13 protein-coding genes and 2 tRNA genes are annotated in these 11,724 nt (G+C 56.0%); 14 read left to right on the top strand and 1 reads right to left on the bottom strand.

Going from position 1 to position 11,724, the window contains the following annotated elements:
• Positions 1-86: 86 nt before the first annotated feature.
• The 14 genes from ruvC to FFH21_RS20065 all read left to right on the top strand — a co-directional run bounded on the left by ruvC (position 87) and on the right by FFH21_RS20065 (position 9,699).
• A complete protein-coding gene (gene ruvC / locus FFH21_RS20130; protein ID WP_004657902.1) occupies positions 87-611 on the top strand; it encodes a crossover junction endodeoxyribonuclease RuvC in 525 nt (174 codons plus the stop codon).
• A gap of 85 nt (positions 612-696) precedes the next feature.
• Positions 697-1,305, top strand: a complete 609-nt coding sequence (ruvA, locus tag FFH21_RS20125; RefSeq protein ID WP_004657901.1) for a Holliday junction branch migration protein RuvA — start codon at positions 697-699, stop codon at positions 1,303-1,305.
• Positions 1,306-2,367, top strand: a complete 1,062-nt coding sequence (ruvB, locus tag FFH21_RS20120) for a Holliday junction branch migration DNA helicase RuvB (RefSeq protein WP_004657900.1) — start codon at positions 1,306-1,308, stop codon at positions 2,365-2,367. It abuts the gene before it with no gap.
• Positions 2,368-2,500: 133 nt separating this feature from the next.
• On the top strand, positions 2,501-2,968 hold the full coding sequence (gene ybgC, locus FFH21_RS20115; protein WP_005733346.1) for a tol-pal system-associated acyl-CoA thioesterase: 468 nt from the start codon (positions 2,501-2,503) through the stop codon (positions 2,966-2,968).
• Positions 2,958-3,653 carry a protein TolQ gene (tolQ, locus tag FFH21_RS20110; RefSeq protein ID WP_004657898.1) on the top strand — a complete coding sequence of 232 codons (696 nt, stop codon included), beginning with the start codon at positions 2,958-2,960 and terminating at the stop codon, positions 3,651-3,653. The genes ybgC and tolQ overlap by 11 nt, the downstream gene beginning before the upstream one ends.
• A 14-nt stretch (positions 3,654-3,667) precedes the next feature.
• Positions 3,668-4,132, top strand: a complete 465-nt coding sequence (tolR, locus tag FFH21_RS20105; protein ID WP_002554654.1) for a protein TolR — start codon at positions 3,668-3,670, stop codon at positions 4,130-4,132.
• Entirely contained in the window at positions 4,132-5,202 is a 1,071-nt protein-coding gene (gene tolA / locus FFH21_RS20100) for a cell envelope integrity protein TolA (RefSeq protein WP_054072861.1), read from the top strand. Before tolR ends, tolA begins: the two co-directional genes overlap by 1 nt.
• A gap of 47 nt (positions 5,203-5,249) precedes the next feature.
• Positions 5,250-6,500 (top strand): Tol-Pal system beta propeller repeat protein TolB, encoded by a 1,251-nt coding sequence (tolB, locus tag FFH21_RS20095; RefSeq protein ID WP_216597077.1) that lies wholly within the window; start codon positions 5,250-5,252, stop codon positions 6,498-6,500.
• Between the two features lie 52 nt (positions 6,501-6,552).
• Complete coding sequence (gene pal / locus FFH21_RS20090) at positions 6,553-7,053, top strand: peptidoglycan-associated lipoprotein Pal (protein ID WP_002554651.1); 501 nt, start codon at positions 6,553-6,555, stop codon at positions 7,051-7,053.
• Positions 7,054-7,059: 6 nt separating this feature from the next.
• Positions 7,060-7,878 (top strand): tol-pal system protein YbgF, encoded by an 819-nt coding sequence (gene ybgF, locus FFH21_RS20085; protein ID WP_002554650.1) that lies wholly within the window; start codon positions 7,060-7,062, stop codon positions 7,876-7,878.
• 171 nt (positions 7,879-8,049) lie between these two features.
• A complete protein-coding gene (queE, locus tag FFH21_RS20080) occupies positions 8,050-8,697 on the top strand; it encodes a 7-carboxy-7-deazaguanine synthase QueE (RefSeq protein WP_002554649.1) in 648 nt (215 codons plus the stop codon).
• Position 8,698: 1 nt separating this feature from the next.
• Positions 8,699-9,388 carry a 7-cyano-7-deazaguanine synthase QueC gene (gene queC, locus FFH21_RS20075; RefSeq protein ID WP_011169273.1) on the top strand — a complete coding sequence of 230 codons (690 nt, stop codon included), beginning with the start codon at positions 8,699-8,701 and terminating at the stop codon, positions 9,386-9,388.
• 63 nt (positions 9,389-9,451) lie between these two features.
• Positions 9,452-9,527, top strand: a tRNA-Lys gene (locus FFH21_RS20070).
• A gap of 95 nt (positions 9,528-9,622) precedes the next feature.
• Positions 9,623-9,699 (top strand) — tRNA-Pro (locus FFH21_RS20065).
• A gap of 316 nt (positions 9,700-10,015) precedes the next feature.
• Here the strand turns inward: FFH21_RS20065 and FFH21_RS20060 are convergent.
• Positions 10,016-11,536: a site-specific integrase gene (locus FFH21_RS20060; RefSeq protein WP_162885700.1), complete on the bottom strand. Its 1,521-nt coding sequence runs from the start codon at positions 11,534-11,536 to the stop codon at positions 10,016-10,018.
• Positions 11,537-11,724: the final 188 nt, after the last annotated feature.

The following is an 11,724-nucleotide window of genomic DNA, read 5'->3' as shown; positions in this document are numbered from 1 at the left end:
GTGAGCATCACGCAGCTATCGGCCTCCGGCTTCTGCCTTTATGCTGCACCTATTGTTTTGCGTCACCTTCTCAAGCTGCAGGCGTTATGACTCTTATTCTTGGTATCGACCCCGGTTCGCGAATCACCGGCTATGGCGTGGTACGTGACACCGGGCGCGGTTGTGTCTACGTCGCTTCCGGGTGCATTCGTACCGGCAGTGGTGAATTGCACGAACGTTTGCAGATCGTTTATCGCGGGGTGCGTGAGGTCATAAAGACCTACGGGCCGGTGACGATGGGCATCGAAAAGGTTTTCATGGCGCGCAACGCCGATTCAGCCCTGAAGCTGGGGCAGGCCAGGGGCGCGGCCATCGTGGCGGGTGCCGAGGAGGCGCTGGAAATTGCCGAGTACACTGCCACTCAGGTCAAGCAGGCAGTGGCAGGGACTGGCGGTGCCAATAAAGAGCAGGTGATGATGATGGTCATGCATTTGCTCAAACTGACCCAGAAGCCTCAGATTGACGCCTCCGACGCCCTGGCTATCGCGCTGTGTCATGCGCACACGCGCTCCAGCCTGATTCCTCACGGGTTGAGCACCGCGCGAAGTCGCGGCGGCCGTTTGCGCCTGTGACTGAATCACGAGGACCTGTTTTTACGATGACTGTGTTCAATTTCTTCTTCGCGCAAGCGACAGGCAACACGAAAGGATCTGAAACGTGATTGGACGTTTGCGCGGCTCTCTCGCCGAAAAACAGCCTCCGCATCTGGTGTTGGATGTCAATGGTGTCGGCTATGAGCTGGAAGTGCCGATGACGACACTGTATCGGTTGCCGCATGTCGGCGAAACAGTGACATTGCACACCCATCTGGTGGTCCGCGAGGACGCGCATCTGTTGTATGGCTTCTATGAAAAACGCGAGCGCGAGCTGTTCCGTGAATTGATCCGACTCAACGGGGTTGGCCCCAAGCTGGCGCTGGCGTTGATGTCCGGCCTGGAAGTTGATGAGCTGGTGCGTTGCGTTCAGGCGCAGGACACATCGGCGCTGACTCGTATTCCCGGTGTAGGCAAGAAAACCGCCGAGCGTCTGCTGGTCGAGCTCAAGGATCGGTTCAAGGCATGGGAATCCTTGCCAGGCACCTTTACGCTGGTTTCCAATGGTCCGAATCAGGCCGAGCCTGTGGCATCGGCCGAATCCGATGCAGTCAGCGCGCTGATTTCACTGGGTTACAAACCGCAGGAGGCGAGCAAGGCGGTCTCCGCCATCAAGGAAAAAGATTTGAGCAGTGCGGATCTGATTCGCCGTGCGTTGAAGGGGATGGGTTAAGTGATAGACGCCGACCGTCTGATAACCGCCGCTGGCGGCCGTGATCGTGATGAACAGATGGACCGTGCGATTCGGCCACTAAGCCTTGCGGACTACATCGGCCAGCCGACCGTACGCGAGCAGATGGAACTGTTCATCCAGGCTGCCCGTGGCCGCAATGAGGCGCTGGATCACACGTTGATCTTTGGGCCGCCCGGTCTGGGCAAGACCACGCTGGCCAATATCATCGCCCAGGAAATGGGTGTGTCGATCAAGAGTACTTCAGGGCCGGTGCTCGAGCGGCCTGGTGATCTGGCCGCAATTCTGACCAACCTTGAGCCCAACGATGTGTTGTTCATTGATGAGATCCATCGTTTGTCGCCGATTGTCGAAGAAGTGCTGTATCCGGCAATGGAAGACTTCCAGCTCGACATAATGATCGGTGAAGGCCCCGCCGCACGTTCTATCAAACTTGATCTGCCACCGTTCACGCTGGTCGGTGCGACTACCCGAGCGGGCATGCTGACCAATCCGTTACGCGATCGTTTCGGGATCGTTCAGCGACTTGAGTTTTATAATATTGCCGACCTGTCGACGATCGTGTCTCGCTCGGCTGGCATTCTGGGGCTGGTCATCGAGCCGCAAGGCGCTTTCGAGATCGCCAGGCGCGCCCGTGGTACGCCACGGATCGCCAACCGTTTGTTGCGTCGGGTGCGGGATTTCGCCGAGGTGCGCGGCAATGGGCAGATCACCCGGCAGACCGCCGACAAGGCCCTGAACCTGCTGGACGTCGACGAGCATGGCTTCGATCATCAGGACCGGCGTCTGCTGCTGACCATGATCGAGAAGTTCGATGGCGGGCCTGTCGGTGTCGACAGCCTGGCGGCGGCCATCAGCGAGGAGCGTCACACAATTGAGGATGTGCTCGAGCCCTATTTGATCCAGCAAGGCTATATCATGCGCACGCCGCGTGGACGTGTGGTCACCCGTCATGCGTACCTGCATTTCGGGCTGAATATTCCCTCCAGGATGGGGGAGATGCCAGTGGTGGACGATGTGGTCGATGATCCGGCGGATTTATAGCAATGCTTTGCAATTTATTTGCGGTCGGCGTGGTCACATTGCCAGTCCTGCCGCCGATACCGGTAATAAGTGGCAAAACGTTGAAAAACAGTTGCCTGACCCGATTGGCAACCTGAGGAGTAAGCTCTAGAGTATGCGCGCGCAAAACGGGGTTCAGTCGTTCGCACATCGCTGTCGCGTTTATTACGAGGACACCGATGCCGGCGGCATCGTCTACTACGTCAATTATCTGAAATTCATGGAGCGGGCTCGTACCGAGCGGCTGCGGGAATTGGGCTTTGCCCAATCCGAACTGGCGCAGGAAAACCTTTTATTTGTCGTGCACTCCAGTGACGCGCGTTATCACAAGCCCGCGCGGCTGGATGACGAGTTGCTTGTCAGTGCAGAAGTAACCGAATTGAACCGTGTCAGCCTGCGCTTTCAACAGCAGATCAGGCGGGCGTCGGATGCAACGCTGCTCTGTGAAGGGCAGTTCCTGGTGGCGTGTGTACGCGCCGATAGTTTTAAACCCCGGGCCATTCCCGAAGCTCTGCGAGCGGCCTTTGCCGACCAGGGCGGCGCGGGCATACATTCAGAGCAGGAGATAAAGCGTGGAAGCTAACGTCGTCGACCATTCCTCCATGTGGAGTTTGGTCAGCAATGCCAGCATTGTTGTTCAGTTGGTAATGCTGATTCTGGTGGCTGCTTCGGTCACTTCGTGGATCGTGATTTTTCAGCGCAGCAATATGCTGCGCGCAGGTCGGCGCGCACTGGACAGCTTTGAAGAGCGTTTCTGGTCGGGTATCGATCTGTCCAAACTGTACCGTCAGGCGGGCAGCAATCCCGATCCGGACTCTGGCGTAGAGCAGATCTTTCGTGCTGGTTTCAAGGAATTCTCCCGCCTGCGTCAGCAGTCCGGTGTCGATCCCGATGCGGTCATGGAAGGTGTGGCGCGCGCCATGCGTGTAGCTATTTCCCGTGAGGAAGAAAAGCTCGAAGCGGGTCTGCCGTATCTGGCGACCGTGGGCTCCACCAGCCCGTATGTCGGTCTGTTCGGTACTGTCTGGGGGATCATGAACTCCTTCCGCGGTCTGGCGACTGCCCAGCAGGCAACGCTGGCCACCGTGGCACCGGGTATTGCCGAGGCACTGATTGCAACGGCCATCGGCCTGTTCGCAGCCATCCCGGCCGTTATTGCCTACAACCGTTTCGTCGCGCGCAGTGAGACCTTGATCAGCCGTTACTACACGTTCGCTGACGAGTTCCAGGCCATCCTGCACCGTAAAGTGCACACCAGCGAAGAGTGAGCAGGTAATTCCCCATGGCTTTAATCGCTCGAGATCGTCGCAGAAAACGCAAGCCGGTCGCCGAAATGAACGTAGTGCCCTACATCGACGTGATGCTGGTGTTGCTCGTGATTTTCATGGTGACGGCTCCCATGATCAACCAGGGCGTGAAAGTCGACTTGCCCAAGGTCTCCAGCGAGGCTTTGCCGCAAGACAACAACAATCAGGTCCTGACCATTTCGATCAAGGCTGACAAGACCTATTACTGGAACCTTGGCAGCGAAGTCGATACCGACAAACAGATGGACAAGGCAATGACCCTGCCGCAGCTGACTGCCGCAGTGACCAAGATCGTCGCTGCCGGTCGTGACGCAGGCAAGCAGACGCAGGTTTTCATTCGTGGTGACAAGACCGTCGATTACGGCTCGGTCATGGGCACGATGGGCGGGCTGCAGAAGGCTGGGGTCGGGAATGTTGGCTTGATTACCGAGGCACCCTGATGCAGCCGATTCGAGAGCCGTTCGCCTCGGAAAGCTACTTCTGGCCCAGTGTCTGGGCTGTGGCATTGCATATTCTGATCTTTGGCATGCTGTTCGTCAGCTTTGCCATGACTCCGGATCTGCCCGAAGCCAAGCCTATCGTTCAGGCAACGCTCTATCAGCTCAAGTCCAAGAGCCAGGCCACTACCCAGACCAACCAGAAGATTGCCGGTGAGGCGAAGAAAACCGCTGCGCGACAAACTGAAGTCGAACAGCTGGAGCAGAAAAAGATCGAGCAGCTCAAACAGGAAGCTGTAAAAGCTGCGGAACAAAAGAAAGAAGAGGCTGCTCAAAAAGCCGAAGAGCAGAAAGCTGCCGACGAAGCCAAAAAGGCCGAACAGAAAGCAGAGGAGGCCAAAAAGGCTGACGATGCCAAGAAAGCCGATGAAGCCAAGAAGGTTGCCGACGCCAAAAAGCTTGAAGAGAAGCAGCAGGCTGATATAGCCAAGAAAAAGGCCGAAGAAGAGGCGAAGAAAAAAGCCGAAGAAGACGCCAAGAAAGCTGCTGCCGAGGAAGCCAAGAAACAGGCTGCTGATGAGGCCAAGAAAAAGGCCGCAGAAGACGCCAAGAAAAAGGCAGCCGAGGACGCGAAGAAAAAAGCCGCTGCAGATTCCGCCAAGAAGGCGCAGGAAGCAGCTCGCAAATCCGCTGAAGACAAGAAGGCGCAGGCACTGGCCGATTTGCTGTCCGATAAACCGGAGCGGCAACAGGCTTTGGCTGACGAGCGGGGCGATGAAACGGCTGGCAGTTTCGATGACCTGATTCGTGTCAGGGCTTCCGAAGGCTGGAGTCGTCCACCATCGGCACGTAACAACATGTCGGTAACGTTGCAGATCGGCATGTTGCCGGACGGTACGATTGCTTCAGTATCGATTGCCAAGTCCAGTGGTGACGGGCCGTTCGACAGCTCTGCGGTTGCTGCGGTGAAGAACATTGGACGTTTGACAGAAATGCAGGGTCTGAAGCCGGCTGACTTCGCTCCCTATCGTTCATTCAAGATGACATTCACACCTGGAGATCTAGCCTTGTGATCAACCTTTTTCGAGGACTGCTGGTCGTTCTCTGTTTCGCATCCGCAATGGTGTCGGCAGAAGAAAAGAACATTCTGGTCACCAGCGGCAGTGACCGTGCAGCACCGATTGCTGTTGTGCCATTCGGATGGCAGGGCGGCAACGTACTGCCGGAAGACATGGCGGAAATCGTCAGCAACGATCTGCGCAATTCCGGCTACTACGCGCCGATCCCGAAGCAGAACATGATCAGCTTGCCGACCCAGGCCAGCGAAGTCATTTTCCGTGACTGGAAAGCGCTGGGTGCCCAGTACGTCATGGTCGGCAACATCACGCCTGCCGGCGGACGTCTGCAGATCCAGTACGCGCTGTTCAACGTAGCCACCGAGCAGCAGGTTTTGACCGGTAACGTGTCAGGCACCAATGACCAGCTTCGGGACATGGCGCATTACATTGCCGACCAGTCGTTCGAGAAGCTCACTGGCATCAAGGGCGCGTTTTCTACCCGCATGCTTTACGTGACGGCCGAGCGTTTCTCCGAGAACAACACGCGTTACACCTTGCAGCGTTCGGATTACGACGGTGCTCGGGCAGTAACCCTGCTGCAATCGCGTGAGCCAATCCTGTCGCCACGTTTCGCGCCGGACGGCAAGCGTATTGCCTATGTATCGTTCGAACAGAAGCGCCCGCGCATTTTTGTTCAGCACATCGATACCGGTCGCCGTGAGCAGATCACCAATTTTGAAGGCCTGAATGGCGCGCCTGCATGGTCGCCGGATGGCAGCAAGCTGGCATTCGTTCTGTCCAAGGACGGTAACCCGGAGATCTACGTAATCAATCTGGCTTCGCGCCAATTGAGCCGCGTTACCAACGATTCTTCGATTGATACCGAACCTTTCTTCGGAAAGGACGGGTCTACGCTATACTTCACGTCGGACCGTGGCGGCAAGCCACAGATCTACAAGACAAACATTAATGGCGGCGGTGCCGAACGTGTATCGTTCGTGGGTAACTACAACGCCAACCCGAAATTGTCAGCGGATGAAAAGACGCTGGTAATGATTCACCGGCAGGACGGCTTCACTAATTTCAAGGTGGCAGTGCAGGATTTGGCCCGCGGTAGCGTAAAAATTCTCACAGATAGCAACCTTGATGAGTCGCCTACTGTTGCGCCCAACGGCACCATGGTAATCTACGCCACCCGCCAGCAGGGCCGGGGAGTCTTGATGCTCGTGTCCATTAATGGACGCGTAAGGCTCCCGCTTCCTACCGCTCAAGGCGAAGTCAGAGAACCTTCCTGGTCCCCTTACCTGAACTGACGCGGCGCTACACGATTTGCTTAACACACTGGGGTTCATTAGGAGTTTCAAGATGGAAATGCTGAAGTTTGGTAAATTTGCTGCGCTGGCTCTGGCCATGGCTGTAGCTGTAGGTTGCTCTTCCAAAGGCGGCGACAATGCCGGTGCAGGCGGTGCTGTTGACCCTAACGCTGGTTACGGCGCCAACACTGGTGCAGTTGACGGCTCCCTGAGCGAAGAAGCTGCTCTGCGCGCAATCACTACCTTCTACTTCGAATACGACAGTTCGGACCTGAAGCCAGAAGCCATGCGCTCCCTGGACGTGCACGCAAAAGACCTGAAAGCTAACGGCGCTCGCGTTGTTCTGGAAGGCAACACCGACGAACGTGGTACTCGCGAGTACAACATGGCACTGGGCGAGCGTCGTGCGAAAGCCGTTCAACGCTACCTGGTTCTGCAAGGTGTTTCCCCAGCTCAGCTGGAACTGGTTTCCTACGGCGAAGAGCGTCCAGTTGCTACCGGCAACGACGAGCAGTCCTGGGCTCAAAACCGTCGCGTCGAACTGCGTAAGTAATTTGACATGCGAACGTGCCGACGTGCTCTAACCGTTTTGGCCCTCGCCCTCCCGCTTTCAGCGTTGGGTGCGGCACCTGTGGTCGATAACAATTCTGGCTCTGGCAGCAGCAGTTATCCGCCAGCGGGTTATGGCACGTCCGGTGCCTATGCCGGGGGAGGGGTTACGGCCCCTGCCTCGGCACAAGGTCAGCTGTTCATGCAATTGCAGCAAATGCAGGACGAAATCGCGCGTTTGCGCGGTGTTGTCGAGGTCCAGCAGAATGATATCCAGCGCATGAAGCAGGAAGCTCTGGAGCGTTATCAGGAACTCGATCAACGCATAGCCAGTGGCGCAGCCGCTCCGGCTACCAATAATTCTCAACCTTCTGGTGGCGCTATCGATGCCAGTGGGACGCCTTCGGCCTCAGCGGCTCAGCAGGCACCGGCAGCAGGCACCGAGCCTCCTGACCCGACGAAGGAAAAGCTTTATTACGAAGCGGCCTTCGACTTGATCAAGGCAAAGGATTTCGACAAGGCCAGTCAGGCCTTTACCGCTTTCCTGCGCAAATACCCGAACAGCTCGTACGCGGGCAACGCCCAATACTGGCTGGGTGAAGTGAATCTGGCCAAAGGTGACCTTCAGGGTGCCGGTCAGGCGTTCGCCAAGGTCAGTCAGCAGTATCCGAAGCATGCCAAGGTGCCTGACTCGCTGTACAAGCTGGCTGACGTCGAGCGTCGTCTCGGTCACACCGATAAGGTCAAAGGCATATTGCAGCAAGTAGTCGCCCAGTATCCGGGCACCTCAGCTGCACAATTGGCGCAACGAGATCTTCAGCGTCTTTGATGTTCTGACCCGCTGATCAAGAAAGCCGCGCTAGTCGCGGCTTTTTTCGTTAGAATCTCGCACCCGAAATTCCGGTACACCCTACGCGTTTCCGGATTCTGCGATTGCAGGGTCCTTTGAAGTGCCTGACGGAGGCGGACGGCCTGTTTAGCTGTTACGCCCGTGGCTGATATGCAAGACACATTACGCATCACCGAAATCTTTCACTCGTTGCAGGGTGAAACCCGTACGGCTGGCCTGCCTACCGTATTCGTCCGCCTGACCGGCTGCCCATTGCGCTGTCAGTATTGCGACAGTGCCTACGCATTCAGCGGTGGGACCATCCAGACGCTGGATGACATCGTTGGGCAAGTGGCGGCCTATCGTCCTCGCTATGTCTGTGTGACCGGCGGTGAGCCGCTCGCTCAGCCCAATGCCATTCCGTTGCTCAAGCGTCTTTGTGATGCTGGCTATGAGGTCTCACTGGAGACCAGCGGCGCGCTGGATATCTCGGCAGTCGATCCTCGTGTAAGTCGCGTTGTGGACCTCAAGACCCCTGGGTCAAAGGAAGTCTCGCGTAACCGTTACGAGAACATCGAGCTGCTGACGAGAAATGACCAGGTAAAATTCGTGATTTGCTCGCGCGAAGATTATGACTGGGCCGTCTCCAAGCTGATTCAGTACGGTCTTGAACGCCGTGCGGGCGAAGTCCTGTTCTCTGCCAGTCACCACGAGCTTAAAGGTCGTGATCTGGCGGACTGGATCGTTGCCGACAATCTGCCGGTACGGTTGCAGATGCAGTTGCATAAAATTCTTTGGGATGACGAGCCGGGGCGCTGACATGAGTGAATTGACCAATACCGAAAAAAGAGCCGTGATCCTGCTGTCCGGTGGGCTGGATTCTGCAACCGTCGTCGCCATGGCCCGCGCAGAAGGCTACGCCTGCTACACCATGAGCTTCGACTACGGCCAGCGTCATCGCGCCGAACTGGATGCCGCAGCGCGCGTTGCCCGCGATCTGGGTGCAGTCGAGCACAAGGTCATTGGCCTGAACCTCAACGGCATTGGCGGCTCGGCATTGACCGATAGCTCCATCGCCGTGCCGGAGTCGCCCTCTGAGGGCATTCCGATAACTTACGTACCGGCCCGCAACACGGTGTTCCTGTCGCTGGCGCTGGGCTGGGCAGAGGTGCTGGGTGCACGGGATATCTTCATCGGCGTCAATGCCGTGGACTATTCGGGCTATCCCGACTGCCGTCCCGAGTTTGTCGAGTCGTTCGAGCGCATGGCCAACCTGGCGACCAAGGCTGGTGTGGAAGGGCAGGGCTTCACAATCAGAGCGCCGCTGCAGAACCTGAGCAAGTCGGACATCGTCAAGGCAGGCGCTGCTTTGGGGGTCGATTACTCACTGACGGTTTCCTGCTATCAGGCTGATGACCAGGGCCGAGCCTGTGGCAAATGCGACAGCTGTCGCCTGCGCACCGAGGGCTTCACAGCCGCAGGTATGGCAGACCCGACACGTTATTTTTAAAGTTTTTTGAAAAAGGTGTTGAATTACTGATAAAAATCAGTAATATACGCGCCACACAACAGAGGGTCGTTAGCTCAGTTGGTAGAGCAGTTGGCTTTTAACCAATTGGTCGTAGGTTCGAATCCCACACGACCCACCATTTTTGGTTCCAAGGTTCACCTTGGAGCCGAATCTTAAAGATCTGATGCCACTCGTATCAGGTCGCAGGCAGCTGGTTGAGGTGCCTTGATTTACCGGGGTATAGCGCAGTCCGGTAGCGCGCCTGCTTTGGGAGCAGGATGTCAGGAGTTCGAATCCCCTTACCCCGACCAAACACTGTTGTGTGCTTCAGATCTTCAACTGCGGTGTGTAGTTTGCTTCTCGAGGCGAGCATTGCATGTGAAGCGATTTATCCAGGCAAGCAGCCGTCTGTCGCGAAACATAACGCCGGCACGCGGTGATGTCAAATTGCAGCGCCCTGTTCCAAACGAAAGTTTGGGAACAGGGCGCTTTTTTCTGCGCGTGCGACTCAATTCCCACGGCTTATCGGCCATATGACGGGCTTCCTAAGTCCGCTTGGTGGTTCAGGCGACAGCCGGGTATGACCCATCAGTCATGGCAGTTAAGAATCAGCCACACCCCTGTATGTCAGCCTGTTCGGCTGCTCCAAGTGCTCGCTTGAATGCATACCGGCGTTAAGTTGGCTTTTTGCTCGTTCGGTCCGGAAGGTATCGAGGTGCCCACGCTGGTAGGCCCCATCACCAATCTGCCGCTAGCGGCTTCTCTCAGCCACAGCGAAAATTCGTCAAGCCGCCGCGCGAGATACTCCGCACTCATATCCCCGGGAGCGAGAGCCCTTCCCATCAGTGGGTCAGCGAGGTCACCAAACAGATCTGTTTGATCAATGGGCACTGGATCAGCTCTGTATGTTTCAGTTCTATTTGAATGAGCATTTTTGGCCCGCTCACCTCGGCGGTGCATTTCATCGGTCTTCATTTGTGGATGGACATTTGCTGCTGTGGCAGGGACTCTTGTGCTTCCAGAGGCGCTATCTAAATGTGGGGTAGGGGTGATTCTGGGTGAGTTCTGAGTCAGGTTTTTAACGGGTGCTTTCTTGCTTGTACGCGCATTCTCTTGATTAGCAGCATCTGACTTAGCCAGATAATTAATTTTTGCCGGCCTTTTGCCTCGCTCATTCATGACCTCACGCATCACGTCGTAATCCGGCTCGATATATTCCATCGTAGTCGCGATATTGGAGTGGTTGAGCAGGCTTTTGGTTATGTGAATGTTGCGCTCCGGCTGTCGCATCATTTCACTCGCAATGGTATGCCTGAAGCGATGAGGGGTCATTCGAACGCCCGTCATCGCAGTGAGTTTTTTGTACATGGCTTCAACTTGATCAGAGTTCATCTGTGACCGGCTGTAATGGCCGGAAAACCTGTTCACATTGAAAATCTGATCCGTGGGTGCGAAGCCTACTTTGTGCGCGATTTCCATGAGCAATTTCAGATGAGGCATCAGTCCGTCTGGAATCGGGATCATGAATTCTCGATGCGTCTTTTCCGTCTCCCCTCTGACTCTGATCAGGCGTTCTCCGATGTCTATATCGGCGTACCTCAAGCAGATCAGGGCATTGAGTCTAATGCCGGTGTAATAGAACATCTCAAACACGGCCAGCCAGAACCAGGCTGGGGTGATCTCTGCTCTCTTTTCCGTAGCCCGCTCCTCCTGGACCAAAATGTTAAGCCAGTTTCTTGCCCGCACAATGGCGTCTGTTTTGATGGTTTTCTTCGGACGTTTAGTTGGAATCACGCGCGTTTCTTTTAGAGGGTTGACCTTCAGTTCGACGAGGCCGTGTTCCATAGCATAGGCGACGATCTCAAGACCGTGATCCAGCATGCCGCCGTGGTAGGCATGGTGGTGGTTCTCAGAGGCAGGGAGATGCTGCACCAAGGCTGCGTAGCTCTTGAACGCCTGCATGTAAAGCGTATCGAACTGTTCTCGGGGGAGAGAGGTACGCTGCCAGATGTTTTCAATGAGCTGGCGCCGCCGAGAAGTAGAAAGCAACCCATCGGGAGACTCGGGTTTGAAAAAGCCTGTAGCAGTATTGGACGATATCGGAGACGCTTTTCTTCGCGAAAAAAAACTAAGCATTGAGGCACCCATGATGAAGTCATTGGTGGGCCTTTTGCTCTATATGGCTCAACGTGACAAGTCGAAACCCATATCCATCTTGGAAAGGTTATGTACATGAGTCGCTACCTGAATGATTGGGATCCAAGCAGTGTCAGCGAACCGATGTTGCCATGTTTGCCGAAGAAAATGTGGCACTCCAAGTACCTGTTAAGTAACAT

Origin of the sequence: Pseudomonas sp. KBS0707, from assembly GCF_005937945.2 — a bacterium.
Classification (GTDB): domain Bacteria; phylum Pseudomonadota; class Gammaproteobacteria; order Pseudomonadales; family Pseudomonadaceae; genus Aquipseudomonas; species Aquipseudomonas amygdali.
Note: the sequence above shows the minus strand (reverse complement) of the source record. Positions and strands in the feature narration are given on the sequence as shown.

Bases quoted from the DNA above. Each gene is read 5' to 3' on its own strand.
- ruvC (WP_004657902.1), top strand. From the start codon at position 87: ATGACTCTTATTCTTGGTATCGACCCCGGTTCGCGAATCACCGGCTAT.
- ybgC (WP_005733346.1), top strand. From the start codon at position 2,501: ATGCGCGCGCAAAACGGGGTTCAGTCGTTCGCACATCGCTGTCGCGTT.
- tolR (WP_002554654.1), top strand. From the start codon at position 3,668: ATGGCTTTAATCGCTCGAGATCGTCGCAGAAAACGCAAGCCGGTCGCC.
- tolA (WP_054072861.1), top strand. From the start codon at position 4,132: ATGCAGCCGATTCGAGAGCCGTTCGCCTCGGAAAGCTACTTCTGGCCC.
- tolB (WP_216597077.1), top strand. From the start codon at position 5,250: ATGGTGTCGGCAGAAGAAAAGAACATTCTGGTCACCAGCGGCAGTGAC.
- pal (WP_002554651.1), top strand. From the start codon at position 6,553: ATGGAAATGCTGAAGTTTGGTAAATTTGCTGCGCTGGCTCTGGCCATG.
- ybgF (WP_002554650.1), top strand. From the start codon at position 7,060: ATGCGAACGTGCCGACGTGCTCTAACCGTTTTGGCCCTCGCCCTCCCG.
- queE (WP_002554649.1), top strand. From the start codon at position 8,050: ATGCAAGACACATTACGCATCACCGAAATCTTTCACTCGTTGCAGGGT.
- queC (WP_011169273.1), top strand. From the start codon at position 8,699: ATGAGTGAATTGACCAATACCGAAAAAAGAGCCGTGATCCTGCTGTCC.
- FFH21_RS20060 (WP_162885700.1), bottom strand. From the start codon at position 11,536: ATGGGTGCCTCAATGCTTAGTTTTTTTTCGCGAAGAAAAGCGTCTCCG.